Origin of the sequence: uncultured Microbulbifer sp. (genome assembly GCF_947504145.1) — a bacterium.
Taxonomy (GTDB): domain Bacteria; phylum Pseudomonadota; class Gammaproteobacteria; order Pseudomonadales; family Cellvibrionaceae; genus Microbulbifer.
In genome coordinates this window covers 226,316-253,196 of record NZ_CANNGQ010000001.1, presented here as the reverse complement: position 1 = coordinate 253,196, position 26,881 = coordinate 226,316, and the positions used below count along the sequence as shown (strand labels likewise).

21 protein-coding genes are annotated in these 26,881 nt (G+C 55.5%); 8 read left to right on the top strand and 13 right to left on the bottom strand.

All coding sequences use genetic code 11. From position 1 onward, the window contains the following. Nucleotides 1-370: 370 nt before the first annotated feature. The 6 genes from Q1A74_RS01090 to Q1A74_RS01065 all read right to left on the bottom strand — a co-directional run bounded on the left by Q1A74_RS01090 (nucleotide 371) and on the right by Q1A74_RS01065 (nucleotide 8,242). Nucleotides 371-1,744 carry a hypothetical protein gene (locus tag Q1A74_RS01090; protein ID WP_299591565.1) on the bottom strand — a complete coding sequence of 458 codons (1,374 nt, stop codon included), beginning with the start codon at nucleotides 1,742-1,744 and terminating at the stop codon, nucleotides 371-373. A gap of 108 nt (nucleotides 1,745-1,852) precedes the next feature. Next, nucleotides 1,853-2,290 (bottom strand): ion channel, encoded by a 438-nt coding sequence (locus Q1A74_RS01085; protein ID WP_299591563.1) that lies wholly within the window; start codon nucleotides 2,288-2,290, stop codon nucleotides 1,853-1,855. A gap of 2 nt (nucleotides 2,291-2,292) precedes the next feature. Further along, complete coding sequence (tadA, locus tag Q1A74_RS01080; RefSeq protein WP_367275363.1) at nucleotides 2,293-2,721, bottom strand: tRNA adenosine(34) deaminase TadA; 429 nt, start codon at nucleotides 2,719-2,721, stop codon at nucleotides 2,293-2,295. A gap of 30 nt (nucleotides 2,722-2,751) precedes the next feature. After that, nucleotides 2,752-3,570 carry a 23S rRNA (guanine(745)-N(1))-methyltransferase gene (rlmA, locus tag Q1A74_RS01075; RefSeq protein WP_299591559.1) on the bottom strand — a complete coding sequence of 273 codons (819 nt, stop codon included), beginning with the start codon at nucleotides 3,568-3,570 and terminating at the stop codon, nucleotides 2,752-2,754. After that, nucleotides 3,567-5,195 (bottom strand): GMC family oxidoreductase, encoded by a 1,629-nt coding sequence (locus Q1A74_RS01070; RefSeq protein ID WP_299591557.1) that lies wholly within the window; start codon nucleotides 5,193-5,195, stop codon nucleotides 3,567-3,569. The genes rlmA and Q1A74_RS01070 overlap by 4 nt, the downstream gene beginning before the upstream one ends. 341 nt (nucleotides 5,196-5,536) lie before the next feature. After that, a complete protein-coding gene (locus tag Q1A74_RS01065) occupies nucleotides 5,537-8,242 on the bottom strand; it encodes a family 20 glycosylhydrolase (protein ID WP_299591555.1) in 2,706 nt (901 codons plus the stop codon). A 536-nt stretch (nucleotides 8,243-8,778) separates the two neighbouring features. Here Q1A74_RS01065 and Q1A74_RS01060 point away from each other — a divergent pair. Continuing rightward, complete coding sequence (locus Q1A74_RS01060) at nucleotides 8,779-9,279, top strand: hypothetical protein (RefSeq protein ID WP_299591553.1); 501 nt, start codon at nucleotides 8,779-8,781, stop codon at nucleotides 9,277-9,279. A gap of 103 nt (nucleotides 9,280-9,382) precedes the next feature. After that, on the top strand, nucleotides 9,383-9,883 hold the full coding sequence (locus Q1A74_RS01055; protein WP_299591551.1) for an RDD family protein: 501 nt from the start codon (nucleotides 9,383-9,385) through the stop codon (nucleotides 9,881-9,883). A 183-nt stretch (nucleotides 9,884-10,066) separates the two neighbouring features. On the opposite strand, the gene lptG is transcribed toward Q1A74_RS01055, so the two are convergent. After that, the gene (lptG, locus tag Q1A74_RS01050) at nucleotides 10,067-11,128 is read right to left on the bottom strand and encodes an LPS export ABC transporter permease LptG (protein WP_299591549.1); all 1,062 of its coding nucleotides are present in this window, start codon (nucleotides 11,126-11,128) and stop codon (nucleotides 10,067-10,069) included. Continuing rightward, the gene (gene lptF, locus Q1A74_RS01045) at nucleotides 11,115-12,260 is read right to left on the bottom strand and encodes an LPS export ABC transporter permease LptF (protein ID WP_299591547.1); all 1,146 of its coding nucleotides are present in this window, start codon (nucleotides 12,258-12,260) and stop codon (nucleotides 11,115-11,117) included. Before lptF ends, lptG begins: the two co-directional genes overlap by 14 nt. 253 nt (nucleotides 12,261-12,513) lie before the next feature. On the opposite strand from lptF, the gene Q1A74_RS01040 reads away from it, so the two are divergent. Both Q1A74_RS01040 and Q1A74_RS01035 read left to right on the top strand, forming a co-directional pair. Further along, nucleotides 12,514-13,983, top strand: a complete 1,470-nt coding sequence (locus Q1A74_RS01040; RefSeq protein ID WP_299591545.1) for a leucyl aminopeptidase — start codon at nucleotides 12,514-12,516, stop codon at nucleotides 13,981-13,983. A 203-nt stretch (nucleotides 13,984-14,186) separates the two neighbouring features. Further along, the gene (locus tag Q1A74_RS01035; RefSeq protein WP_299591543.1) at nucleotides 14,187-14,651 is read left to right on the top strand and encodes a DNA polymerase III subunit chi; all 465 of its coding nucleotides are present in this window, start codon (nucleotides 14,187-14,189) and stop codon (nucleotides 14,649-14,651) included. A 122-nt stretch (nucleotides 14,652-14,773) separates the two neighbouring features. Here the strand turns inward: Q1A74_RS01035 and Q1A74_RS01030 are convergent, their stop codons facing one another. The 4 genes from Q1A74_RS01030 to Q1A74_RS01015 form a co-directional block, all read right to left on the bottom strand. Beyond that, on the bottom strand, nucleotides 14,774-15,139 hold the full coding sequence (locus Q1A74_RS01030) for a hypothetical protein (RefSeq protein WP_299591541.1): 366 nt from the start codon (nucleotides 15,137-15,139) through the stop codon (nucleotides 14,774-14,776). A gap of 91 nt (nucleotides 15,140-15,230) precedes the next feature. Further along, entirely contained in the window at nucleotides 15,231-16,040 is an 810-nt protein-coding gene (locus Q1A74_RS01025; protein WP_299591539.1) for a hypothetical protein, read from the bottom strand. After that, nucleotides 16,040-17,149, bottom strand: coding sequence for a hypothetical protein (locus Q1A74_RS01020; RefSeq protein WP_299591537.1), 1,110 nt, complete (start codon nucleotides 17,147-17,149; stop codon nucleotides 16,040-16,042). Before Q1A74_RS01020 ends, Q1A74_RS01025 begins: the two co-directional genes overlap by 1 nt. Before the next feature lie 461 nt (nucleotides 17,150-17,610). Next, nucleotides 17,611-18,156, bottom strand: a complete 546-nt coding sequence (locus Q1A74_RS01015; protein ID WP_299591535.1) for a recombinase family protein — start codon at nucleotides 18,154-18,156, stop codon at nucleotides 17,611-17,613. A 521-nt stretch (nucleotides 18,157-18,677) separates the two neighbouring features. On the opposite strand from Q1A74_RS01015, the gene Q1A74_RS01010 reads away from it, so the two are divergent. Both Q1A74_RS01010 and Q1A74_RS01005 read left to right on the top strand, forming a co-directional pair. Continuing rightward, a complete protein-coding gene (locus Q1A74_RS01010) occupies nucleotides 18,678-20,012 on the top strand; it encodes a DNA cytosine methyltransferase (RefSeq protein ID WP_299591533.1) in 1,335 nt (444 codons plus the stop codon). After that, nucleotides 20,005-20,811 (top strand): hypothetical protein, encoded by an 807-nt coding sequence (locus Q1A74_RS01005; RefSeq protein ID WP_299591531.1) that lies wholly within the window; start codon nucleotides 20,005-20,007, stop codon nucleotides 20,809-20,811. The genes Q1A74_RS01010 and Q1A74_RS01005 overlap by 8 nt, the downstream gene beginning before the upstream one ends. 672 nt (nucleotides 20,812-21,483) lie before the next feature. On the opposite strand, the gene Q1A74_RS01000 is transcribed toward Q1A74_RS01005, so the two are convergent. Then, complete coding sequence (locus Q1A74_RS01000; protein WP_299591530.1) at nucleotides 21,484-22,782, bottom strand: DUF6538 domain-containing protein; 1,299 nt, start codon at nucleotides 22,780-22,782, stop codon at nucleotides 21,484-21,486. Between the two features lie 179 nt (nucleotides 22,783-22,961). Here Q1A74_RS01000 and Q1A74_RS00995 point away from each other — a divergent pair, with 179 nt between their 5' ends. After that, on the top strand, nucleotides 22,962-23,894 hold the full coding sequence (locus Q1A74_RS00995; RefSeq protein ID WP_299591528.1) for a hypothetical protein: 933 nt from the start codon (nucleotides 22,962-22,964) through the stop codon (nucleotides 23,892-23,894). A 180-nt stretch (nucleotides 23,895-24,074) separates the two neighbouring features. Next, nucleotides 24,075-26,846: a valine--tRNA ligase gene (locus tag Q1A74_RS00990; RefSeq protein ID WP_299591526.1), complete on the top strand. Its 2,772-nt coding sequence runs from the start codon at nucleotides 24,075-24,077 to the stop codon at nucleotides 26,844-26,846. Nucleotides 26,847-26,881 lie beyond the last annotated feature (35 nt).

Here is a 26,881-nt window from a genome sequence, read left to right as displayed (position 1 = left end):
CAGTCTAGACACGGGAACAACCACCTGTAGAAAAAACAACCGAAAAAAATCTCCATCTGTGGAACTTTTGCACAATGTGGACGCCATACACCTCCATTAAAATAAATTATGCGCCAGGCGCAAAAATCGCCGAGGGTTCTGGAGACATTTAAAATGGAAAATAAGACGACAGAAAGGAGCTATTTGACGCCACACTTGTCCACAGAAGTGAGTTTCGGCGCCAGACCTGTGGACAACTCATGTCCGGAATATTCCAGATAGGAAAATTTCCGTCAGCTATTCAGACGACATTCAGGTCAGGAAATCTGGAAAAAAATAAAACGTTAAGAAGTGTTGGGGCGGAGATATTTCCACGCCCCAACCTCCGGTGCTACCAGTACAGGGACGAAGGCAAGCGGGGTGAGGACAACAACGTTGAAAATTTCTGCCAGCGCGCGTCAGTGGTTTCTGCATCGCGCTCCACATACTCCTTCACCAATGCTTTCCCCCAGTTGTAATTGATCACATAGGCACCGTAGGTATCCACGAAGCGGACACGCTGTGCTGCCTTTTCCGGGCTCATGACGGTGTACTTCTGAAAGCGCGCAATGGCTTCATCCCGGTCGAGCTTGCCATTGATGTATTCGCGCGCGACGATGTTTTCCGCGAATTTTAGCTGCGCCAGTAGCGAAAGCACCCGCTGGTACTTTTCCGCCGAGGGTGGGTCCAGGCCGGCCAGGGGATACAGCGTTTCCTGTTCAAAACGGGTTTTTTCATCCCCGGGAAAAGCCAGTTCAATACCGTAATTGGCACTGCCTTCCGCGATCAGTGACTGGGGGCTGAACAGTGGATAGACACTGTACTCCGGCCAGCCCTGATCCTTGACCAGCTTCTGCTCCAGCAGCGCATTGTAGGTATGGTGCCCCGGGTAGCCTTCGTGACAGCCCAGATCGACGGCGCGATCAATATAAATCGGCAGTTCAGAGTTGATCTGGATCAGGCTGTGTGCGTTGCCCTGATACCAGTTGTAGCCACTCCAGGGTTTGTCCTTCACGTACTCCAGCTTGAAACTTTCATTGGCCGGTAACTGAATATGCTCCAGGGACCGCTTCTTACACTCGGCAATGGCGGCGCTGAACACGGCATCCAGCTTGTCTTCCGGTATCCGATATTGCTGCTGGAACTGCTGAACCCGCAGGTGTAACGGCTCGCTGCCCGGCAGTTCCGTCTCCAGCTGCGCCAGTACGGGGTCAAACTCCGCGTACTCCTGCACCGGCGGCTCGGTGTCGTAGAGTAATTTGGCCTCCTGTTGAAAGTCGCGAAAGCTGGCGTCGGCAATATGATGGGCGTGGGCGGCAACCGCTTTCAACTGGGTTTTCAGGTAGTGCTTGCGCAGGGTCAGCAGATCTCCCGCTGGCTCGATATTCTGCGGCAGTCTGGACAGTAGCATTTCTGCGCGGCTCGCGAGTTCTGCCGGTGATGCGTTATCGGCCTCGGCTTCTGACTTCCACTCTGCCGGGCCGTAGTAGGCATCCACATAGCTTTTATCGTGCTTGCCAAGGGTCAGCACCAGACGCACGTAGTCTTGTGCGATCTGATCCAGCGCGGGATCAGCGCCTTCCTTTTGTGTACCTGTTATATCGGTGGAGGCGGAAACTGCTGTTTCTTCGCTGTCTTTCCCTTCCGGCGACTTGCTGTTGTCGCATGCCATCAGTATAGAAGTCACCAGTATTACAATCAGTACAATCGATATTCTATTTTTCACATCATTCCCTGTGTTTCGTTGAGCAAAGGTAACCAGTAAGAGGCTGCCCTGGCCGTGGTGTAATCAGAAAAAGCGCGTGCAGTATCAGAGCGAAGAAAATACGGCGCCTTAGCAGTTTTCCGTCTCCCGCTGCCAGTAACGCTGCATTTTCAGAAACAGGAAAGACGCGGTCCAGGTAATCAATACCAGCCCGGTGAGTGCCTCAAGCCCTACGGTAAAGCGCAGAGCTCCGTATGGCTCGATGTCACCGACACCAAGGGAGGTGTAAGTCGTAAAGGAAAAGTAAACACAATCGAGCAATGTTCCGTCGAAATTCCCCTCCAGTGTGCCGAAATAGGGTGAGTGATACATATACAGATACCCCACCGCAAACATCCAGATCTCGACGATGTGGGCAACCAGCGCCCCAAAAACGCCGATCAGTACGCCAATATTGCGTCGTACGCTGAGCCTCCGGCCCAACCAAAATAGAATATTGAGCGCTTCATGGTGAAGCACCACCGCCACTGCGACCAGCAGTGCATTGATCAGGATTGCCAAGAACATGGTTAACGTCGTTTCTGGAAAAAATCTCGCACCAGGGCACCAGCCTCGTCAGCCAGAACGCCCCCTTCTACTTCTATTTTGTGATTGAAAAACGTCTGATCAGCCAACTGTAACTGGCTTGCCACCACCCCGGCACGGGGCTCGGCTGCGCCGTAGACCAACCGCGCGATGCGCGCGTGAATCAGCGTGCCGAAACACATGGTGCACGGTTCTATGGTCACGTACAGGGTGGCGCCGGGTAAGCGGTAATTGCTCTGGTGCGCTGCTGCGGCACGCAGTGCTTTCACTTCCGCGTGCGCACTGGGGTCGGAGGCAGATATGGGCTGATTAAAACCCTCACCAATCACCTCACCGTCGAGCACCACCAGCGCCCCCACTGGCACTTCTCCGAGCTCGGCGCCTTTGCCTGCCAGCGCCAGTGCCTGATGCATAAACTGATAATCCCGCGGCGTTGCCACTTGTTAATCCCGCCCTGTATTTTTTTGATAAACCCGCAGCAGAAAATCCGCTTCCAGCGACAAAGTGTCCTGCTGCTCCAGCGCCTCGCGCGCCTCCGCACGCCCCTTCCACGCAAACGGGGTCATGGCGAGAAAATCCCGCACCTGTTGATTTGTGTTGATCTTGAGGGGGAACTCGCAACGCAACTCGCTGACCGCATCCAGCCCGGACAAGGGCCCCGGCGGCTCGTGGGTCTTGGGGGTTTCGTAAAGCCTGCTTTTCAGGCTCCACAAATGCACTGGCCCCGGCGACACGTCGACAACGATGCCGCCCGGCTTCAGTATCCGAACCAGCTCTTCCGTTGGCCCCGGGGCGAACACGCGCAAAATCGCATCCACGCTTACATCGGTCACAGGAAGATGGAAACTGCTCGCTACCGCAAAATGTGCCTCGGGTTGTTTTTTGGCCGCCAAACGCACACCGGCTTTGGCGATATCCACACCAAATACCTGCGCCGCCTGCCAACCGAGTTCGGTCAGTTTGCGCGCGTACCAGCCCTCGCCGCAGCCCACATCCAATATCCACCCGGGCGCCGTCGAAACACGTTGCAACTGCGCACCAATGGCATCCGCCAACGGCGCATAGTGCCCCGCCTCGAGAAAACGCCGGCGTGCATTGAGCATCTCCAGCGAGTCGCCCGGCTCCCGGCTGCGCTTTTGCTGAACCGGTAGCAGGTTTACGTAGCCCTCTTTGGCGCGATCGAAACTGTGGCCACTGGTACAGCGCCAGCTTCGCTCCAGTAATTCAAGGGGCTCTTTGCAATGAGGGCACTGCCAGATCATGCGTTTTCACTAACTTCCAGCGGCTTCTGTAGTGCGGGTTTGGCGAGGATCATTTCCGCCGCTTTTTCCGCGATGGCAATCACTGGCGCATTGGTATTGCCACTGATCAGGGTGGGCATTATGGAGGCATCCACCACGCGCAGTCCATTCACGCCGCGCACACGCAACTCATGATCCACCACAGCCATGTCATCCTGGCCCATCTTACAGGTGCCTACCGGATGATAAATTGACTCCGCCTTTTGCCGGATGAAATTGGCAATCTCCCCCTTGCTGACCAAGGATTGCTCGGGCTGCCACCAGCGTTTTTGCAGCTTTCTAAGCTCTGGTTGCTCGATAATTTCACGGGACATTTCGAAGCCTTCCATCAATACCTGCAGATCTTCCGGCTCTGCCAGATAATTGGGTTGGATGGATGGCAATTCCCGAGGGTCCCGAGACTTCAATGTTATCTTGCCCCGGCTTTTCGGCCGCAGGGCGCAGGCATGCAGCGAGTAGCCGTTGCCAGGTCGCTTGTCGAGCCCGTGATTGAACAACGGCACCGCGCTGAGATGGAATTGGACATCGGGGTACTCGCCGGCCAGGCTGGAGCTGGCGAACCCACCCGCTTCGGCTACGTTATTGGTCAGCTTTCCACGGTTCAGCAACAGATATTCGGGAAAGCGCAGGGCCGTCTTGAGCTTGGGCCAGAATCCATCGTTAAATCCGACCTCACAATTGGTTTCAACAACCTGAGTGATATCTAGGTGGTCCTGTAAATTTCTGCCAACGCCGGGAAGGTGGCACTGGGGTACGATACCCAATTTTTTCAGCTCATCCTCCGGGCCTATACCCGACAGCATCAACAACTGCGGCGACTGAATGGCGCCAGCACACAGAATAACTTCTTTATTGGCTACAACGCGCTGACCATTCCACAAGGTCACCGCACTGACTCTGCTGCCTTTAAATTCCAACCGAGCCACGGGGGAGCTGGTGTAAATACTCAGGTTGGGGCGAGCCTTTGCGGAGTAGAGATAGGCAGTAGCGGAAGAGCAACGACGACCGGATTTCTGTGTTACCTGATAAAAGCCGACACCGTTCTGGTGATGGCCATTGAAATCGTGGTTGGGTCTATGTCCGGCTTCATGCGCAGCGCGCACAAACGCCTTGCCCGCCGGTGACTTCCACTTGAGATCCGAAACCGCCAATGGGCCAAAACCGCTATGCCAGGCGTCACTGCCACGCTGATTGCCCTCCGCCAGAAGGAAGTAAGGCAAGATACCATCCCAGCCCCAGCCCGGATTTCCCTCGCGCTCCCAGGCATTAAAGTCTCCGGCATTACCGCGGATATACAGCATCGCATTGATGGCGCTGCTTCCACCAACTACTCGCCCTCGGGGCCAGAACAAGCGGCGGTTATCGAGGTTGGCCTGGGGTTCCGTGTAGTGATGAAGATTGAAGCGCTTGCCCGGCACCAGATATCCGATACCGACGGGCATCTGGATCAGCAGGTTGTGATCGGAGGGGCCGGACTCCAGAAGGCAGACGCGATTCTGCTCATCCTCACTGAGGCGATTGGCCAGCACACAGCCGGCTGATCCGCCTCCGACAATCACGTAGTCGTACACTTTGCTTCTCGCCATGGTCTTCTCTCGCTGAAATTTATGCTTTTTATATTGAGCGACAGGTTCACGCGGTGACCTGCGCTGCCCAATCTAGCACCGAACGTCCTTCAACGTGCCCACATCCACGGGGAATACACGAGTAATTCCGAAATCCGTGAGAAATATACCCGTTGCTGCAGCCGTTAATTCAGCAAGTGTAGACCCGGGGCGCGATGCGCTTTGAAGGGAAGACGGAGATAAGTGCCGGGAATAGCGGGAAGAGTGCAGGAAAAGGATCCCGCAATAACAAAAAAGGGACACCTGACAAGACGTCCCTTTTGACCGCAGTCGTGTGGACTGCGGTATCCGAGTCACGCGATTTACAGTGCCACAGCACGCCCTTTGCGCTGGCCATCCGCACTCAGTGCGCGGACGGATTTCACGGTTTGTGGAGCCACATCGCTAGAAAGCGGCTTCCACTGTTCACCGTCAAAATACTCCAGTGCCAGCCCGGGGTACGGCAGGGCAGTTTTTACACGGCCATCCTCGACCACGGCACCGGGCACGGGTACCCGGTAGCCAATACCGGCGCGATCCAGCTTCAACAGTTCTTTCTGCCCCAGCGCAGCGGAAAAGTCTGCCCAATCCCGCGCCAGAGCCTGCTTGTCCACAAAGGAGGTCTCACCCGAGAACTGTTGGCCCTCACGGATCGGCAACTCCCACTCGGCCTGATGCCAGGCGCGTTCGGCCAGTGCCAGCAGACGTGGGAAGACCTGGTACTCCACCGCTTCGTCGGTGCGCACCACTTCACTCCACAGCTGCCCCTGAATACCGCGCACGCTATAGGCAAACTGCTCGGATGGGGAGGTCGCGTTCCAGTCGTGACCGTCGCGGTTGGGGTACACCTCGGCCAACTGCGCGGTATTCAACGGTGCGTAGCTGAAGGTTTTACGCGCATCGGTATAGCGAGACGCCCAGTAGTAACCGCGCTCTTTCGGATCCACTTCCTGGGGCATATCGAAGTAGAGGTAGTCCGAGTGGGACTGCACCAGGTCGAAACCGGCATCAGCGAGATGGGTGCTCTCATCACCGCCACCCCAGAACAGCGGTGCCCATGAGTTGACGTAGTTCTGCTCAGTTGCCAGCTCTTCGTCTGCATTGGTGATCTTCTTCACACCGTCGTTCCAGGCCGCCATGGTGGGAATACCTTCCGCAGCAACCAGCTTGCTCACGCGTTTGGCGTACAGCTCGCCCAACTCGTCGAGGGCTTTGACTTCGCCGCTCGCAATCAACTTCTGGCACTGGGGAGAATTGCTCCAGGGCTTGTTGCGTTTTTCCGCAGATACATCGCCCTTTTCAGGGTTTTCCCCGGGGCCGACCTCGAAAGAACCGGATGCGAGAATATTGATTGCCTCATCGCCACCGAAGTGCCAGCTCTCCAGCGGATGGCCCGCCGTGTCGTGCATGGTTTTGACTTCGCGGATCAGCTTGCCCACAAAGTTGTAGGTGGAATCCACACAGGGGTTGATATAGCTGTCGTCGTAGAACTGTACCGAGAGATATTGGGTGTCGTCTTCCGGGTCGATCAGACGATAGGCCTCTGCAGCGGCCGGATCTGAATCTTTGAGTTTACGGTAACGCGCCTCCATGGCCACTACGGCAGAGCGGGCGTGGGCGGGCATGTCAAACTCCGGCACCACTTCAATCTGGCGATCAGCGGCATAGCGCAGAATTTCGACATAGTCGTCCACGCTGTAGAAACCGCTGCCAAAATTGTCCGCCTTGGGGCCAGAGCCCAACTGGGGCAGCAGGCAGCGGTTCTCTTCCAGATCAAAACAGCGCTGGCTGCCTACCTCGGTCAACTCCGGCAGGCCCGGGATTTCCAGCCGCCAGCCTTCGTCATCGGAGAGGTGAAAGTGGAAGCGGTTCAGTTTGTAGGCGGCCATCTGGTCCAGCAGTTTCAGCACCACTTCTTTGCTGTGGAAGTTGCGCCCCACGTCGAGAAACATACCGCGGTGGGGAAAGCGCGGCGCGTCTTCCACAACAGCCTGGGGCAGGCTACCGCTTTGCAGGTCTACCAGGGCCAGCAGAGACTGGACGCCGTAGAAAGCGCCGCTTTCATCGGCGCCAAGCACTTCCGCGCCCTTTCTGCCGACGGAAAGCCGGTAGGCGCCCGCCGGCTGGCTTTCAAATTCTTCGGCACTGACGGCAACGGCCACCGGATAGGCCGCGGAATCGTCGCCAGCCGCCAGACCCAGGGTTTCGATACGCTGCTGCAGCGCAGCGACACTGCCCTCATTCAGCGCTTCTGTCTGTATAGAAAGACCCTGTGCCAGTTTTACCGGCACCCCTTTCAAAAGCTTCATGGAAGCGGGCTTGGGAATGATCCGGCTGCGCCAGGTGTTTCCTGCCTCGGCCACGGTATCCGCGGTAAATTGCTCAAAGCGGCTGCTGGCAGTGGCCAGGGTGTTGCCATCGTCGTCGGCCCGTTTCCAGTTGTCCGGGTCATTTTTGTCGATGGGTAGGACAATCTCACTCAGATCGTCGGTGTCTGTAGACTGGATGACCAGCGCCTCACCCTCGGCATCCACGACGAACAGGCGCGGCTGAAAATCGGACTCGAACTGCACCCAGCTCTCGGCAAGAAAATCGAGAGGTAGCGTTTCCCCACTTTCTATACCGGCAAAGGACTCGGTGGGGATCAGGCGGTGCAGGTCGCCGTTGACCCGCTCAAGTTTGAAAGCATCGCTGTTCAGCAGGGCCAGAGAGCGGCGCACACTGTGGAAATACAGCTGCCAATTGCGCTCGTCAGCGGCGATTGCCGGGCCATTGTTGATCAGGCTGATCCGGTAGGTGAAACAGGCTGCCGCACTGCCCCCGGCTTTTTTGCACTGGGCCCGCAGCTCATCGTCTGCGCCCTGGAAGTTAGTGAGCACCTCCTGGGTGACATCAAAATGCGCGGCAATGCGCTCCGGTGCCGCTGCACTGTGCGCAGCAGAGTCAGACGGGCTGGCAGACTCCGGGTCTGCACAGGAGGTAATAAAGGCGGACAGCGCCAGACTGGCAAAAAGGGGAAGCCGTTTCATCGATCTTCTCTTTATAGATGGAAGCACCGTGAGCCGATGCCGATTGTATTCTTATGTCTCACGCCCGGAAATTCACAGTCCGGGCAACCGTCCACCCTACCGAAAAAGACAGCGCTGTCAACCGCTTGTGGATCCATCGCATATTACGGCCCACACCACTGCTCGTATCGCGGCCGCAAACTCGACTATTATCGCGCCATCAGTCAGGTGACCAATGAACCACCTTCCACCTTAGGGATCCAACCCCCGGGCGACTAGACAAAGTTTTTATAAAGCGGTGCTCGACCCAATGGTTTTGATCTTAAAAAACATTGGCGGAATCCTCCCCGCAGCCCCCGTGAACTGGGCAAAACTCTAGATATCCAACAACTGCGGGCATTAGAGAGAAATGACTAGAAAGAGCGCCAAAGTCAGAATTTCCATTGGCAAAGCGTCAGAAATTGTGAGATACCACAGTTTATAAAGGGTGAGCCATAATAAATTCAGTAGCTGTTCATCAGCTGCCTGAGCCAAGTAAAACGCCCCGGGGTGGAAAAATGGAAACTCGCAGTACTCAGTTTCGTTCCAATAAGCGTCTCGCGCCCAGCCTGCCGGTTGCGGCCGCGCTTGCCCTTTTGTCCGTTCCAACCGCTTTGCTCGCCGACGATATTTTCATTCCCGATTCCACCAGCGCTCTGAACCTCCAGGCCGACAACGCATTTTTCATCGATAGCGCCTTCGGCATGGACAACCAGGCTCTGTTCGAGTCCGCGGAAAACATGCGCAACAATTCCATGGACATGGTGCAGCGGCGCCTGAACCACCAGTGGCTGGAACTCCATACCCGCCCGGAAGAATCGCAGAATGTCACCGGCGGGCGCGCAGTAAACGAAATCCTGAAAATGGGTTTCAAGACTTACATGGAACAACACAAACGCAGTAAACAGCACCCGCTGTTGCGCTACACCAATAGCGGTGGTCGCCTGAACAACGCACTGGATTACGACTTCCGCCTGTCGGACGATAAGTTCAAAATTTCCGTCCAGTACGAATTCTGATCAGAACAAGCCTTGCATGGGGGCTCCGCCCCCTGCACTGCTTTCCCCTCTCCGCATACCTTTTTGCTAGAATCGCCGCCAACTCTTACCGGCGGAGATCCCCGTGCCCGAATCAGTCAAGGCGCCCACCCAGTTCAACCAGCTTCCCCACGCGGGCGTGTTGCCGCGTATCATGGCGCTGGTCTACGACCTTCTGATCGTCGCCGGCTTGTGGATGGTGTACGGCTTCTTCGCCATGCTGGTGGCGTCCACTTTCGGCGGCCTGCAATGTCAGCCAGAGCACGTGGACTATACCCCCTGCGTGGGTGGCCCCCTGTATCAATCTGGGCTGCTACTGGTCACTGCGGGCTATTTCTTCTGGTCCTGGCGGGCGGCCGGGCAGACCATCGGCATGCGCGCCTGGCGGTTGATGGTGGCGAACAATAACGGGATGCAATTGAGCTGGTACCAGTGCTTTATCCGCGCCCTGGTCGGCCCGATCTCTCTGGGACTGTTCTGCGCGGGGTTTCTGTGGGGCTATCTGCGAGTCGATGGCGCCAGCTGGCACGACATGGCATCGGACTCGGAAGTGCGACGCTTGCCGAAAAAGAAGAAAAAGCTGTAGATATTCAGCAAGGACAGGCTCGTACCTGCAAAGAAAAGTGACGGTGCCGCTAACGGGTACTGCCTTGGGAGGCTCGCCGCGAACCTATCCCTGGGAGCCCCGCAAAAACATCCTGTTTTTGGCGGGCTCACAAGACAGCACCCGGCAGCAGTACCTTCGCAATAACCGCTGAGATTTTAAGGCTTATCTCGCCCGCTTGAGCAACAGCCAGCCGAGTAAAAAGCTCGCCAGAATCGGAATCAACACCGCGATAAATGGCGGGAACCCGAATACCACGGAAGACGGCCCGAGCATGTCCTGCACCGTCTGAAACACAATCCCCACAATCACCCCGGTAAACACCCGCAGCCCGGTAGTCACCTCTCGCAGAGGCCCGAAGATAAACGAGATCGCCATCATCACCAGGCCGGCGATGGTCAGCGGTTGTAGCACTTTACGCCAGAAAGCCAGCCAGTAGCGGGCCGAATCCTCACCCTTGCGGTCAAGGAATTTACCGTAGGACCAAAGGTTGCGGGGCGAGAGGTCCGAGGGCATGGGCACGACCAGAGAAAACAGATCCGGCGACATATCCGAGCCCCAGTATGAACGGGCCTCCAGGCTGCTGGATGCGCGCTCCGGTGTGAGGCTGGTCTGACGGCTGTTCTGCAATTCCCAGCGGCCTCCTTCGTAATGGCCGCGCTCAGAAAATACCACACGCTCCAACTGTCGATCCTGGTCAAACCGGTAGCGGGTAATTCCGAACAACGTGCCACCGGGCAGTGCGGCATTGAAGTGAACAAACTCGCCACTGTCGTGTAACCACAACCCCTGTTCCAGGCCGGAGTTTTCCAGCTCTCCCTGCGCGATGGCCTTGCGGCTCTCGGCGGTCTGGTTTGTCACCGGAATCACCAGTTCGGCCAGAACCAGGCCCAGCACAATCAATACCAGCACCGGCTTCATTACAGCCCAGGCAATGCGGCCGATGGAGACACCGGCGGCGCGCATTACCGTCAATTCACTGGTACTTGCGAGAGTGCCCAGCCCCACCATACATCCCACCAGCGCAGAGAACCCGAGCTGACTGTACATACGGTCCGGCAGTGACCAGAGAACGTATTCCAGCAGATTGGTGAATTGGTACCCGCCGCCCAGGTCCTCTAGCTGATCAACGATGGCGGAGATCACGTCCAGTCCGATGATAACCAGCAGCACCGCAAGGATCGCCATGGTAATGGTGCGGGCGATATAACCATCAAGCCGGGACATTGGCACCTCCATTTCCGTTGCCTGCCGGTGGATCCAGGCGCTTGCGCGGTTTGCGGCGGTTGCGCCCACCCAGTAGCAGCAGCCCCAGTATCAGGAATGGCGGATGTACCAGCCAGATCGTCCAGGCCTGTTCAATCTTGCCGTCTTCAATCGCGCCGCGAACGCCCTGCAGGGCCACCAGATAAATGATGTACAACAACACCGCCGGAATCATTTTGGCGTAGCGGCCCTGGCGGGGATTGGTGCGGCTCAGGGGCACGGCAAGAATCGCCACCACCAGTACCAGTACCGGGAGGCTGAAACGCCAGTGCAGGTTTACCCGCTCCCGTGGGGTTTCACTTTTCCACAGGGCGGCGGTAGACATGGACTGCAATTTTTCACTGGCCTTGGAGCGCAGGCGCGGGATATCCAGCAGCACTTCGTAACTATCAAACGCCATCTGGCGGTAATCGCTCTGCCCGGGCACCCCTTCGTAGCGGTAACCGTCGCGGAGTACCAGGTAACGCAGCCCGGTTTCCGGATCTATCTGCTGCACCCCTTCCCGAGCAACGGTAACAATCTGGTGATCAGTCTCCATATTCCCGCGCGAATTACCCAGCTCGGCGAGAAACACGTCATTCATGGTGGAGCGGTCATCGCTTAATCCATCCGCGTAATAGACGGCGCGGCCGCCGCCAGTAGCGACAAATTTCTTGGGCACCAGATGATCGAACTCGTTGCGGGTTTTGTCGGCGGTCAGCAGGTGGGAGGTACGCTCGATACCGGTGGGAGTCAAATACAGGCTCATGGCCGCCACAAAAGCGGCCACCAGCAGTGCCGGCACCAGGGTGTAGCGCAACAATTGGCGCTCGCTGAAACCACAGGCGTGCAGCACTGTCATTTCACTTTCAATATAAAGGCGCCCGTAGGCCAGCAGGATGCCGACAAAAAAGCCCAGGGGAATCACCAGCTCAAGGAAGCCCGGCAGGCGGTAGCCCATCAGTGAAAACAGAATCCCCGCAGACATGTCGCCTGCAGCCGCTTCCGCCAGGTACTTTACAAAACGGCCACTCATCACCATGAGCAGCAGCACGGCACTGACTGCCAGCGTCGCACCGAGCAGCTCGCGACAGAGGTAGCGGAAAATAATCACTGAGCGTCCAGCTTCCCTGATTGCGGTTCGAAAAATAGAACAGGTGGAAATCGAATTTTCGATTTAACGTTCATCAGTGTCAGGATAGGACACCGAGCCAAGCAATCCGATCCTTCTCGGGTTAAACTTGTGCGGCGCATTATCACCAAAAAGCCCGGCAATGTCTCGGCCCGTACTAACGAGGGTGACGACATCCCGCTCTGACAGAGCGCCCGAAGCCGATGGCTCCCCAGAACATCAAGGAACCGTTTACATGCAGTTTACCGCCAAGGTCACCGATATCAGCAAACAGCGCAGCGCCTGCGCCATTCTCGCCGTCGACAATAAAAACCGCTTCACCGACAGCGGCAGCGTACTCGACAAGGCCAATGGCGGCACCCTGGCCAAGCTGCTCAAGCGCGGCGATCTCGGCAGTGCCGCCGGCAGTACTCTGCTGGTTCCCACAGTGGAAGGCAGCGCCGAACGCGTCCTGCTGGTGCGCAGCGGCAAAACACCGGTGTCCCAGACAGAATTCCGCCAACTGGCGATGCGCAGTGCAAACGCCGTCAAATCTCTGAAAGACGCCACCAGCTACCTCACGGAAGTTTCCGTGATAGACGCCGACGGTGCCTGGCAGGCGCAACAGCTGGCGCTGGCCGCAGGCCTCGCTGGGTATAAGTTCACTCGCTGCCACAGTGATTCAAAGCCTTATCCGCTGGCAAAATTCACGGTACATGCCGTGGACAAGAAACAACTGAAAAGCATTCAGAAAGGCGTCGAGTTTGGCAGCGGCCAGGCGGTTGGCAGCAATATCGCCCGCGAGCTGGGCAACCTGCCCGGCAACATCTGTACCCCCAGCTACCTGGCTTCGGAAGCCAAGACACTGGCGAAAAAACATACGAAGCTGACCACCACCGTGCTCGATAACAAGAAAATGGAATCCCTGGGTATGGGCGCCTTTATGAGCGTCGCCAAGGGCAGCGATGAGCCGGCCGCGATGATCGCGATGAACTACAAGGGCGGCAAAACCGGCCAGAAACCCATCGTGCTGGTGGGCAAAGGCATCACCTTTGATACCGGTGGCATCAGCCTGAAGCCCGGCGCCATGATGGACGAAATGAAGTTCGATATGTGCGGCGCTGCCAGTGTGTTCGGTGTAATGAATGCGCTCGTTGAGATGAATGCGCCGGTCAACGTAGTGGGTGTTGTCGCCGCCGCAGAAAACATGCCGAGTGGCCGCGCCAGCAAACCCGGCGACGTTGTCACTTCCATGAGCGGCAAAACCATCGAGATACTGAACACGGATGCAGAGGGCCGACTGGTACTCTGCGACGCGCTGACCTGGGCGGGCAAGTTCAAGCCGAGCGTGGTGATTGATGTGGCCACTCTTACCGGTGCCTGTGTAATCGCCCTGGGCCACCACGCCACTGGCCTGTATGCCAATCAGGACAAACTCGCAGAAGAGCTGATCAGTGCTGGCGAAACCGCCGGCGACCGCGCCTGGCGTATGCCGCTGTGGGACGAATACCAGCCCATGCTGAATTCCAATTTCGCCGACATGCAGAACATTGGCGGCCGCGAAGCTGGCTCCGTAACCGCTGCCTGCTTCCTCGCCCGCTTCGCCGAAGACTACAACTGGGCCCACCTGGACATCGCCGGCAGTGCCTGGAAATCCGGTGCCGCCAAAGGCGCTACCGGCCGTCCGGTACCGCTGCTGCTGCAATACATCATGAATAAAAAGTAAGCCAAACTAAAATCGAAGCCCAGAATTACGGGCTAAGGCCCTGATACCGGTAACGGTTCGCAGGACCTTCTGCGAGAGGGACCTCGCGGAAGAGCCCCATGGATGGGTTTACGGCGTGTCCTGCGAACCGTTACCGGTAGCAGGGCCGCCACTACGAATGCTTCAGTACGCTGGCCCTCGTAATGTGGCGGTGCCGCTACCGGGTGCAGCTTCGCATCAAGCCTCAGGACTCCGCTGCCACCAACATGACCCGTATCGACTTCTATGTTCTTTCCTCTGAGAACCCTGAGGAAATTTTGACGTTCGCCTGCCGTCTCGCAGAAAAGGCCTTCCGCAATGGTCTGCGAGTACTGATTGCCGTGGATGACGCCCAACAAGCGACCAGACTGGACGAGCTGCTGTGGACTTTCCGAGAAGACAGCTTCCTGCCCCACGCGCCGCAGAATCTCGACCAACAGGCCGCGATCGAAGTGAACAGTGGCGAAGATCCTGGTCAGCATCACGGCCTACTCATCAACCTCTGTACCGATATTCCAGGTTGGTTCAGCCGTTTCGACCGCCTTGCGGAAATCGTCTGCCAGCATCCCGACTCCCTCGCCCGCTCCAGAACGCGATACAGTCACTTCCGCGATCGGGGATATCCGTTACAATCGCACAAGATACCTTAACCCTTGAAAATCAATAACTTACAAATAAACGTAGCGCCGAAAGTAGACCCAAATGTAGAGCCTCACACGCAAGAATAACTTAGTCCTCACCCAGGCTGCCATCAGGAGCTCACCGAAAGTTGTTACTCTTTTAATTCTCTTCGCGACTTCGCTTCCGCTACTGTGCGTGCTGCGGCCTCCATTTCAGACTTCAGTTTCTCCTCCCGCTCAACTTTGAGCTCTTCGGCAAGTTGAAGTAGTCCCGGAGATGAATCAAACATCACCTCCAAAAATTTCGACATGGAACTGTGCTTCAGCCTCCTATAAGAATTGGCAGAGCCTCCTGACTCTATGCAGTAATAAGCTTCTCCAGGCGTAATCTCCTTGCCAAACTCATCAACATGGAAGTTCCTCGCGATGGTGCTCTTCCAGTCGTGATAACCGGTTCCCAGAGCATTTAGGAGCTTTACAGACTCCTCAAGCGATTTCTCTACATTATCGTTAGCCAATTGCGTACCCTTTTCTCTCAAATAGTGGTCAAAATTGTTTATGTTTTCTTAGACGGCCCGGCAAAGATAACTACGACAAACATCACACGTTTCAAGCCGGTAGAATTTTTCCATCCGGGTATTGCCAGAAGTACTGACCGGTGGACATATCCCACATCAGGCGCCGTTCTTCCTGCTGCTTTTGAATGCGGCGCAACCGAGCACGAGCGCTGACCTCCGCCGCCAACTGTCGCTGAGCGGTCTTGTTGCTGACCGACTGCTTCAAGCTCAGGTGCTCGGACTTTACAAGCCCCTCAAAGTGCCCAGTGATCGCCTGCGCCCCAACCGCCTCCAGACGCTGTCCGACCCAACGAGCAAACGAGAGTGATAGTTGGCCATACGGCTGTGTCTTACCGCTGTAGGCGTCCTTGTTGTGACGGGGCAGCGGCTTCAGGGCCAGCAGCCGTTTCACGAAGAAGATGTGTGTGAAGTCCTCTCCATGAAAACTCTCGGGGTTAGAGGCACAGGCCCAGCTCAGGCCGACCAGCCGCACTGCGAGGTCTTGAGGCTGGACCGAGTGCTTCTCGAGGTGCTGCAGGTGGAAGGCCCACAGCACTTCCCTGCTGTACTCCCGCTTGTGCCGGTGCTCGCTGAAAGTGTACTTGGCAGCTTCACGGTACTGCTGGGCAAACCAGTCGACCAGTTTGGAGATATCATTGCGCTTGGCCCAGCGTTGCCCTGCCAAGAAGGACACACGGATGTTGGCGTCAGCCTTCAGGCTCGGCTGCTTCCTCGTGGGATGGCCGTGGCGCTTGTTGTGGGTGTTGTGTCGCTCGCAGTACCTGCTGCGCTGAACACCATTCGCGTCTGATAGTCGCGGCTTCTGGCAACCGGGAGCATCACAGAGCACTATTGGTTCCATTACTGACCCTCAAGCTCTGCGAAGAAGTCGCCTATGTCTTCGCGGCTGTCTTGTCCAATAGCTGCAGGGAACCCAAAGCGGTTCATGTAGCAACTATTCATAATTTCTCGCAGTGTGTGAGCATGTTTTGTGGTGGTGACAAAGCTGTCATGTATCGGGAGCAGGGGAATTGCAGCCGCATAGGCTGCGTCCAATACATCCATGGTTAATTGACTCTCCGCATAAAACAGCTCCCCCCACTTGGCTTGAAAAAACTTGTCAGCAATGCCGCTATGCTGGTCGCTGTAGTCGCAGAGAAACTGTTTCGCTTCCGCCCAGTCGACTTCCAAGTGGTTAACCAATGTCGTCAGCGCCTGTCTACGGCTCTTGCAGTACAACACAATCACCGCAACTTTCTTCCAGATTGAGCGAGATTGACCAGGTATGTCGTAGCAGTCTTCTGGAGCATCAAGCCCGCACAGGTGGTAGAGGATGCGTGTTTGATGACTACTGTAATCAAGCTCAATTGTGGGGAGACCATCGACAGTGATAGTGCTCCGCTCAACCTTTCTTAGCTGCTGCGCTTTGCAGAAATACCTCCCGCCAGTCTCAAAGCTCTCCCTGAAGTCTCTATGGCACTCCAAGTCAACAGACGGCAATGCGACCTGTACATCGGCATAGACCCACTCAGCATTGCCTTCTTTGCCGCTCTGCTCCAAATCAACGGGCGAATAACCCCATGAGTAACCGGCCCTTGATTCGTTGGTTCGCTGTACTTGGGCTTTCAGCATTACTGTGTTGTCGTCATCTTCAAACTCAATTGGTTTCTTTTTGTCAGACTTCAAGAGCAGCAAGTCTTTCCCCTCTGAGAACGGCACACCGATAGCACCGCTCTGAGCCTGCTGTACCCACTCTCTGCCACTTCCTGTAAGCATCCATAGAGTTGTAAGGCCATTTTTAATGGTGCCCTTGTGCTGCCTTAGAAAGCCGTGCTCGGCAATCTCTTGCAGTACCTCACCGAATACACGGGCTTGGAACTTTCCCGGCCAGTGGCGCTTGTATTTCGGATTGGTCGCTCTCGATGTAGCCTGAAGGAACCCAACGTTCTGATATGGGCCGCAACAGGCCATTGCGAATACAGCGCATTGAAGCGCTTGCCTGCGAGGTGTCTTCCCCTTATTGCCAACCTTTGAGTAAAGTCTTGAGTACAGTTGCTCAACAACCTTACTTGATAGCCCTACATCCGTTCTCGGGCGAAAGGAAAACAGGTCTGACTCAGCGCCCGTGTTTAGACGTAGACCTGTCTCACGGCGTAGCTCGATTGCCCACCTCTGGTTTGGGTCGATTCTCGGCGGCATGAAAGGGAGATAAATCATGGGCAAATACAGCTTGACTTCCTATACGGGCACTATATGAACATAAAGACGACTCTGAGACTCCCTGAGCCAGCAGCTGAGAACCTTGTAGCCATCAATTGAGTATTGGTAACTGAGATAATTACCTATGAAGTACAGCCCATCTACTCAACCAATAGGCAGTAGTCGCTTTGGCATTAGATAGACCAAGCAGGGCAGTCATCCCCCAGAAACACTCAACCTTTCGCTAATCGCTGCACACTACTCACAGCAATCCCGAGCTTCTTCGCGGTGGCTCTGTAGGACAGCTTCTCAACCTCCAGACAATGACGGACAGCCTCAGGGTCAATTGTCGTTGGTCGCCCCTTGTAGCGCCCTTCAGCCTTTGCTTTCGCGATACCAGCCATCTGCCGCTCCTTTCTGAGGTTAGTCTCGAACTCTGCAAAGACACCCAGCATCTGGAGGAAAGCTCGACCTGCCGCTGTACTGGTATCAATGTTCTGATCAAGTACCTGAAGGCTGGCTCCTTTGCCTTGTAGGTGATCAACGATAGCGAGCAGGTCAGCCATGTTCCTGGCGAGTCGATCCAGCTTCCACACGACCAGTGTGTCGCCCTCGTGGATGATATCCAGAATGATCTGAAGCATTGGCCGCTCCATCGTGGTAGCGCTGGCCTTTTCCTCTCGTAGCGTTCCACCTGGGTAAGCCTTGTACAGGGCGTCTACTTGGCTGGCTGTGTTCTGACCGGTGGTGGAAACACGGGCGTAGAGGAAAGCGGTCATCTTTATGTGCTCGTAAGGTCTAAGTTAATAATCGAACACTACTGCAATTCACTAATGAGTACAATAATCGGTACGATTTTTTCGCGTACCCGTGTGGGTATACCTATATCGATACAGAAGTCCAGCGCAAACATACAACCAAAGATGTTTAGTGATTGATGAACGCACTCGTAGCGAACGAAGACTGAACAAAAAATAAGCAGACCCAATAACGCTTAGTTCAGTGAATCATTAATACACGCGTGACCAACAATTTCACTTGGAGCACACGTAAAGTGCACAGCATCAAAAGCAAGTACCAGCACAAAATCGTTGAACTTCCGATCACGGAACCAAGGGGGGTAAGGGGGAAATCAGAATTGAAGCGACCTCAAGAAACCGCGCACTAATTTTTGCGATAGAAAAGTACGCACCCACCAAAGCTAATTGGTATCATCCCGGCCAATCTGAGACAGGAGCGCATCGAGGCCGTCTCACGAGTAAAAGAACGATTTTTTTAGTCGGCGCAATTAGGCTAAAAAGTGAATATACAGTCTATTTCCGTAGACTACTTGGGCAAAGCGTGGGGAAAAGTTTTGGGTAAGCGTCCAATTGCTATCGATCTATTTGCGGGGGCTGGAGGTCTAAGTCTCGGGCTTGAGCAAGCTGGCTTCGATGTGGTAGCTGCAGTAGAAATTGACCCAGTTCATGCAAGTGTTCACAAGTACAATTTTCCACACTGTAGCGTACTCCCTCAATCCGTTGAAACCGTCTCTGGGCAAATAATCAGGAAGGCTGCGGGGCTGAAAGCCAATACGAAAATTAACCTCGTCGCGGGTGGTGCTCCTTGTCAAGGCTTTTCAATGATTGGGCAAAGAGCGTTAGACGACCCCCGCAATGGCTTAGTCCGTGAATTTATACGCATTGTCGAAGAACTTAAGCCTTCTTACTTCTTATTTGAAAATGTAAAAGGGCTTACCGTCGGGAAGCACAAGAAGTTTCTCGAAGAGATCATTAGTGAAATGGAATCAATTGGGTACCAGGTATTGAAGCCGTGGAGGGTATTGAATGCCAAGCATTTCGGGGTACCACAAAGCCGTGAGCGCCTTTTCCTAATTGGTGCAAACAAAGGCCTCTCATTACCTGAGTACCCGCAGTCACAGGAAGGAATTGTGACCTGTGAAGAGGCCCTGGGTGACCTTCCAGACGCGGAAGAATTTCCTGAACTAATTCACAGTGACAACGTCAGCTTTAAATACTCTAAACGGGCAAGCGGATATTCAGCATTAGCACGATGTACACACGATAACGCTTGGCGCCTTGGCTACAAGAGAAGGTGGCCAAAGAATATACTCACCAGCAGCCTAAGAACCGATCATACGGACATTTCTCGACGCAGATTCGCTGCGACTGAAGAAGGTACTGTCGAGCCCATATCCCGCTTCTTCAAACTCTCTTCGCAGGGAGTTTCCAATACACTTCGCGCTGGCACCGACTCAGCACGGGGTGCATTCACAAGCCCGAGGCCGATTCATTATAAGTATGCTCGCTGCGTCACAGTAAGAGAGATGGCTCGCCTGCACGGCTTCCCTGATTGGTTCAGATTTCATGAAACCAAGTGGCATGGCGCAAGACAGGTAGGAAACGCAGTCCCACCTCCCCTTGCCTACCACATCGGGCGGAAAATCATCGAGGCGGGCAGCTTTAAAGCAGAGAGACCTACAGAAACTCTGGAGCTCGGCGAAAGCAAACTACTACATCTCGACATGTCGAACGCCTCGAAATTCTGGGGCGTGCCCGTACCAATTCAAAAACGAGACAGAAAGAGTGGCGCCAAAAAGCGAACCCAACAGGAAATAGAGCAGGCCAATGTCTAAGAAAGCCAACGCGTACGAACAACTAATAGAACAGATTTTCTTCGACTCTTATTCCGATGGGGACACGCGGGTAGCTTTTGAACGAAGCGATATTGAAGGAGCTGCCGACCACTTGGGGATTAATCTACCTAAAAACTTGGGCGATGTAATCTACTCATTTCGCTACCGAAAACCTCTCCCTCAGTCCATTCTCAACTTGCAAACAGAAGAAATGGAGTGGGTAATTGAAGGGGTTGGACGCGCTAAATACGAGTTCAAACTGGTCCGAATCAATAGAATTCTTCCCAACCCCGACTTGATAACTATCAAGGTTCCAGATGCGACCCCTGAAATTGTCAACGAATATGCACTTTCGGACGAGCAGGCGCTTCTGGCAAAAGTGAGATACAACCGCCTCATCGATATTTTTCTGGGCATCACAACCTACTCCCTCCAAAACCATTTGCGAACCACCGTCAGACGAGGAGTGCAGATTGAAATCGATGAGTTGTACGCTGGGATAGACCCTGACGGGTGCCAGTACATAATCCCAGTGCAAGCGAAAGGCGGGTCAGATCAGTTAGGGGTAGTTCAAACAAAGCAGGATATTGACTGCTGCCAGGAAAAATTTCCTACTTTAGTTACTCGCGCAATTTCCACTCAGTTCATCGATGATGCTCGAATAGCTTTATTTGAGCTAACTGTGCAGGACGACCACGTCAGAATCGTTCACGAAAAGCACTATGAGCTTGTAAGTAGCGGTGACATCACAGAAGAAGACCTTCGGACATACCGAAATACCGCGAGAGCTCGACGCTAAGCATACCTCGTCGCACAGGGAGCGTGAGACCTAAGCGCTCCTCACCCACCTTTGAAGCGCATAATGAATCAAGCGCAATCGGCGCTCACTCTGGAAAAAAACCAATCGTCTTCACGATTAGCCCAGCTAGTCGAAATTGGCGCGAAATCAAACGAAACTTCCGGAACCGAAACACTGTACGTTTACACAGGCTCAAGCTTGGCAGTAGAATAGTTTGTCGCAGAGTATTAACTCGTTAGAACGGGGTTCTCATAGCTTTGAGAACTTTACTTGAAAGGCTGACGGAAGTGGTTGGACACCTCCGTAGCCAGCGACACCCGAGCGAGAGGTTGGTGTCGGTCTTTAGCGAGGCGCTATAGAACTATACTGGAAACACACCGTCAAGCGGTTTCATTTAGTACTGTAGCAACATGATACCCACTTCTCATATTTTTGTTTCCGATATGAGATCAGAACCATGATTAGGTACGTACTAAACCGCAACCCCCAGTCCACCGGGGAACATGAAGTGCACAAGGATGACGGCACTTGCCCTACGCCCCCGCAGTACCAGAACAAAATTGACCTGGGCTATCACTCCAACTGCTTTTCCGCCGTTGAGAAAGCTCGCGCATTGTACTCTGGAGCAGCAATTGATGGATGTAAATACTGCTCACCTTTATGTCACACACGCTAAGTTGACGAGGTAGGAGACGGGGAGTTATCTCCCCCCTCTTTCGATACGCCACCGCGAAACGCCCGATAACAGCCCGCATCGCACAGCGTTTCAACCGCCTCCTTAAGCTCACGCAGCGTCAAACCTTTTGAGTAGTCACTGAAAGCGAGGTCTTCCTGCACATGTCCCATCAGACGCTTTATCGTTTCCGAGCGGACACCAGCTTGCTCAAGGCCAGTAGCAAACAGTCCACGCAGAGAATGCGTTGTAGCGCTGCACTGAATACTTGCCCTCTCCTTTCGCCTATTCATGAACTCAGTTGGGCGCTGTGGCTTATCCGGTTTAATTTTACCCTGATACAGGAGACCGGGGTCACCAGCCTTACTTGATGCCCACTCAATCAATGAAGGATGCACAGGAATCTTGCGTATACCGGCGCTGGTCTTCGACTTGGTTATATCGAAGTACATGATGCCCGTCTCTTCGTCGGTCTTAATGTCAGCCCCACGGAGAGCGCAAAGCTCACCCCCACGCATACCACTAAACGCCAGCGCACGAGTGAAGTAGTCATCATCGACCGCAAGTAGAGCTTTAAGCTCACTGTCGGTGAATGGTGTCTTGCCTTCCTTCGCCTTACCAATGATGTCGACACGTGAGAAGGGGTTAGCCACGGTCAGATCATCGTGCTGCCGCTGGGCATCATCAAAGATGGTCTTCAGGGTTCCCACCTTGAGCTGAATTGTGCCCTTCTTACCGCCAGCGCTTGCCATAGCCTCAACCCAAGCATTCACCTGTGACCGCTTGATCTCCGCCAATGGGATATCCACCAGACACAGATGTTCAAGGAACTGTTTGGCGTGGAGCTTACGATTACCGATAACCTTCCGTGTCGCGCCTTTCAGTTCTGCGCGCTTCTGAGACAGCTCTATGCCATCCAACAGAGTGACGCCGTACTGGGTACCCTCATAGCCAACTGTTTTGGTAGCGATTGCATCCATTGCCGCTGTGCCGCCCCGCTGTACCATCTCGGCATACAAATTGATGGCCTCACGATCAGACAACGCTGGTGAATCTCGCTGTTCCAGCTCCGCTAGAAAGTGCCGATACTTGTCACCGGGGCGCTGAGAACGGGTCTGACGCAGAGCCTCATCCATGTCAGCAACCATACGAGCAGCCATCGTTTTGGCGACTGAGACGTCGCTTGTCCCGAGGCTTTTGGTTAACATGGGCTTGCCACCGTACAGGTGACGCAGCTCCTTGGGAATACGCCTCTGGAACAGCCAGAGACCCCGCTTCTGCTTCAGGTATTGTGGCACGTAAAACACCGAGTGATTGTTTAATTGTAGACCCAAGTGTATACCCACTTGCAGACCCAAGGCCAGCAGCCATGCGGGATGTGAGGTATTACGGGGCCTACAGGCGGCCAAGGAAACTTTCCGTTACAATCGCACAAGATACCCAACTGATCCCAAGCAAAAAAACAAAAGCCAGCTCCATGTCCGGTCGCAAGAAAAACAGAAAACATCGCAACGGCCAGCCCTCACCCGAGTTGCTCGACGAGCTCAACTCCCTGCGGGACCTGCTCGGCAGCGACCTGGAAGCAGATATCCCCCTGCTGGATAAGGTTGCTGAGCACGGAGCTGACCAGAACGACAGTCGACAGGAAAGTCAGGTAAACCGCACAGGCACGCCAACGCCAGCACGCCCTCCCATCGCTCCCCCGCGCCCACTTCAGGAATCCGACCTGCCTATCCTGTTCAGTCCGGTGGATGAAGAGCCCGCTGAGGAATACACCCCAGTGCTCAGTGATGCAGACCGCGAACTGCTGCGCCCGCTGCAGAACCTGCCGCGCGAGCAGCAGGCCCCCGAGCCGCAACAAAACGTCGCTGAAAAGGAGCGCCAGCAGGAACAGGCACCTCTGCCGGAAGAATTTCAGCCCGGATTGTTTGATGCCCCCAAGAAGACGGTGCAGGAACCGGCTCAGCCCGCCAGTGTGGAACCGGCAAAGGTAAAGGCACCCGAACAGCCAGAGAAACAACCGTCAGTACCTGCAGCAAGTGCTCACAAGCCACTTCCCACTGCGCTGACAGAAAACCCGTTCTTGCCCCCCCATATCCGCGCCCGCCTCACCGGCGGCAAGGTCCCGCGGACACAGGAGCAGGAACATGCAAAGGAGCCGGAACAGAAAATTCCGCAGGCCAACCAGCCCACTCCCGACCAGGTCCCGACTCCCGCTGAGCCCAGTGTTGACGGCGAAACGGCCGACCTCAAGGGTGCCGTCCGCGAAGAAACGAGCGCTGTGCAGGAGCCCAGTGCGCGGGATCGGCTGATTGAACAGCTGGTAGCGGAGCAACTGCCAGAGCTGGAGCGCCAGTTGCGCGCAAACATTATCGCGCTGGTAGACGAGATCTATCCGGAAAGTGACTGACTTGTGCCGCTTTCCGGCTTACTTACCCACTCGCTTACCAATCCAGCAGCCCCTTCGCCTTTGCCCCACCTGCCCCCAGCGGTATAATTCCGCCCCTTTTCTTATTCACCGCCCCCAGCGCCCCCCGTCCCTATCGTGACCGGGCGGCCAGGCCCGACAAAGCAAGGCATTCCCCCGCGCATGGACAAGACATACCAGCCCAACGCCATCGAACAGCAGTGGTACAACACCTGGGAGGAGAACGGCTATTTCAAGCCCTCCGGCGATACAGAAGCCGCCCCCTACAGCATCATGATTCCGCCGCCCAACGTCACTGGCAGCCTGCACATGGGTCACGGCTTCCAGGAGTCCATCATGGATGCCCTGATTCGCTACCACCGCATGAAGGGTGACAACACTCTGTGGCAGGTAGGTACCGACCACGCCGGTATCGCCACCCAAATGGTGGTGGAACGTCTGCTGGCTGCGGAAGGCAAGAATCGTCATGAGCTGGGCCGCGACAAGTTCATCGAGAAGGTGTGGGAGTGGAAGGAAGAGTCCGGCGGTAATATCACCCGCCAGCTGCGCCGCCTCGGCGCCAGCCCGGACTGGTCCCGCGAGCGCTTCACCATGGACGACGGTTTCTATGAAGCGGTCCAGGAAGTGTTTATCCGCCTGTACGAAGACGATCTGATTTACCGCGGCAAGCGCCTGGTGAACTGGGATCCGAAACTGCACACCGCCATTTCCGATCTGGAAGTGCTGAACGAAGAAGAACAGGGCAGCCTGTGGCACTTCCGTTATCCGCTCAGCGACGGCTCCGGCCACCTTGTGGTCGCTACGACACGCCCGGAAACCATGCTCGGCGATACCGCCGTGGCGGTGCACCCGGAAGACGAGCGCTACAAGCACCTGATCGGAAAGACCATCAAGCTGCCGCTGGCGGATCGTGAAATTCCGATCATCGCCGACGACTACGTGGACCTGGAATTCGGCACCGGCTGCGTGAAGATCACCCCCGCGCACGACTTCAACGACTACGAAATGGGGCAGCGCCACGATCTGGAAATTATCAACATTCTGGATCAGGACGCCAACCTCAACGACAACGTGCCGGAAAAATACCGCGGCATGGAGCGCTTTGCCGCGCGCAAACTGGTAGTCGAAGATCTCGACGCACTGGGTCTTCTGGAAAAAATTGAACCACACACCCTGAAAGTCCCCCGCGGCGACCGCAGTGGTGTGGTGATCGAACCCTGGCTCACGGATCAGTGGTACGTCAAAACCCAGCCGCTGGCAGACGAAGCCATCAAGGCAGTAGAAGACGGCGACGTCGAGTTCGTGCCAAAAAACTACGAGAACATGTACTTCTCCTGGATGCGCGACATCCAGGACTGGTGTATCTCTCGCCAGCTGTGGTGGGGCCACCGTATTCCCGCCTGGTACGACAACGACGGCAAGGTTTACGTCGGTCGCTCTGAAGAGGAAGTGCGCAAGAAACACAATCTCGGCGATATCGAACTGCGCCAGGACGAAGATGTACTCGACACCTGGTTCTCCTCCGGTCTGTGGACCTTCGGCACCCTGGGCTGGCCGGAAGAAACCCCGGAGCTGGCAGCGTTTCACCCGACCTCTGTACTGGTCACCGGCTTTGACATTATCTTCTTCTGGGTCGCACGCATGATGATGCTGACCCTCTACTTCAAGAAAGAAGTACCCTTCAAAACCGTATACGTACACGGCCTGGTGCGCGACGGCCAGGGCCAGAAGATGTCCAAGTCCAAGGGCAACGTGCTGGACCCCATCGACCTGATCGATGGTATCGATCTGGAGAGCCTGGTTACCAAGCGTACTTACGGGCTCATGAACCCCAAAGACGCGACAAAAATTGAAAAGCAGACCCGCAAGGAGTTCCCGGAAGGCCTCGCCGCCTACGGCACCGACGCCCTGCGTTACACCTACTACTCGCTCGCCTCTACCGGCCGCGATATCAAATTCGATGTTGGTCGTATCGAAGGTTTCCGTAACTTCTGCAACAAGATCTGGAACGCATCCCGCTACGTACTTCAAAACTGCGACGGCCACGATTGCGGCCAGGACGGCAGTGAAGATTTCGAGCTGAGCATTGCTGACCGCTGGATCATCTCCCAGCTGCAACGCACCGAGATCAGTGTAAAAGAAGCCATCGAAAACTATCGCTTCGACCTGGCCTCCCAGGCTCTGTACGACTTTGTGTGGAGCGAATACTGTAGCTGGTACCTGGAACTGTCCAAGCCGGTGCTGTGGGATGAGAACGCCAGTGACGCGATCAAGAAAGGCACCCGCCGCACTTTGATCCGCGTATTGGAAACGATCCTGCGCCTGGCACACCCGCTGATGCCGTACATCACCGAAGAAATCTGGCAGCGCGTGAAGGACCTCGCCGGCAAGGCGGGCGACACCATCATGTTGCAGCCCTACCCGGAAGCCACCGAGCACCGCATCGACGAAAATGCCGAAGCGGCTATCGCCTGGCTGAAAGGGGTGATCGAGGGTGTGCGGAATATTCGCGGCGAAATGAATATTTCCCCGGCGAAGAAAATCCCGCTGATTCTGCGCAACGGGTCCGAGCAAGACGAGAGCCTGCTCAAGCAGACCCGCAGCCTGCTGACCAAGTTGGCCAGCCTGGAATCCATTGAGTGGCTGGAAAAAGGCACCGAAGCGCCGGCCTCCTCCACCGCGCTGGCGGGCGATCTGGAATTGCTGGTACCTATGGCCGGCCTGATCGACGTAGAAGCGGAAAGTGCGCGAGTGCAGAAAGAGCTGGATAAGCTGGACAAGGACCTGAAACAGGTCGCCGGCAAGCTGCAAAACCCGAACTTTGTGGACAAGGCACCGGAAGCGGTGGTCAACAAAGAGAAACAGCGGATGGCGGACCTGGAAAGTGCCCGCGCGCGCTTTGCGGAGCAGCTGGAATCCCTGAAGAACCTGTAACCACTCCGATCCTTCGGCGCAAAAAAAATGGCGAG

Coding starts and splice junctions, on each gene's coding strand:
- Q1A74_RS01085 (WP_299591563.1), bottom strand. CDS start 2,290: ATGTTCTTGGCAATCCTGATCAATGCACTGCTGGTCGCAGTGGCGGTG.
- tadA (WP_367275363.1), bottom strand. CDS start 2,721: ATGCATCAGGCACTGGCGCTGGCAGGCAAAGGCGCCGAGCTCGGAGAA.
- rlmA (WP_299591559.1), bottom strand. CDS start 3,570: ATGATCTGGCAGTGCCCTCATTGCAAAGAGCCCCTTGAATTACTGGAG.
- Q1A74_RS01070 (WP_299591557.1), bottom strand. CDS start 5,195: ATGGCGAGAAGCAAAGTGTACGACTACGTGATTGTCGGAGGCGGATCA.
- Q1A74_RS01065 (WP_299591555.1), bottom strand. CDS start 8,242: ATGAAACGGCTTCCCCTTTTTGCCAGTCTGGCGCTGTCCGCCTTTATT.
- Q1A74_RS01060 (WP_299591553.1), top strand. CDS start 8,779: ATGGAAACTCGCAGTACTCAGTTTCGTTCCAATAAGCGTCTCGCGCCC.
- lptG (WP_299591549.1), bottom strand. CDS start 11,128: ATGTCCCGGCTTGATGGTTATATCGCCCGCACCATTACCATGGCGATC.
- Q1A74_RS01040 (WP_299591545.1), top strand. CDS start 12,514: ATGCAGTTTACCGCCAAGGTCACCGATATCAGCAAACAGCGCAGCGCC.
- Q1A74_RS01025 (WP_299591539.1), bottom strand. CDS start 16,040: ATGGAACCAATAGTGCTCTGTGATGCTCCCGGTTGCCAGAAGCCGCGA.
- Q1A74_RS01020 (WP_299591537.1), bottom strand. CDS start 17,149: ATGGCCTGTTGCGGCCCATATCAGAACGTTGGGTTCCTTCAGGCTACA.
- Q1A74_RS01015 (WP_299591535.1), bottom strand. CDS start 18,156: ATGACCGCTTTCCTCTACGCCCGTGTTTCCACCACCGGTCAGAACACA.
- Q1A74_RS01005 (WP_299591531.1), top strand. CDS start 20,005: ATGTCTAAGAAAGCCAACGCGTACGAACAACTAATAGAACAGATTTTC.
- Q1A74_RS00995 (WP_299591528.1), top strand. CDS start 22,962: ATGTCCGGTCGCAAGAAAAACAGAAAACATCGCAACGGCCAGCCCTCA.
- Q1A74_RS00990 (WP_299591526.1), top strand. CDS start 24,075: ATGGACAAGACATACCAGCCCAACGCCATCGAACAGCAGTGGTACAAC.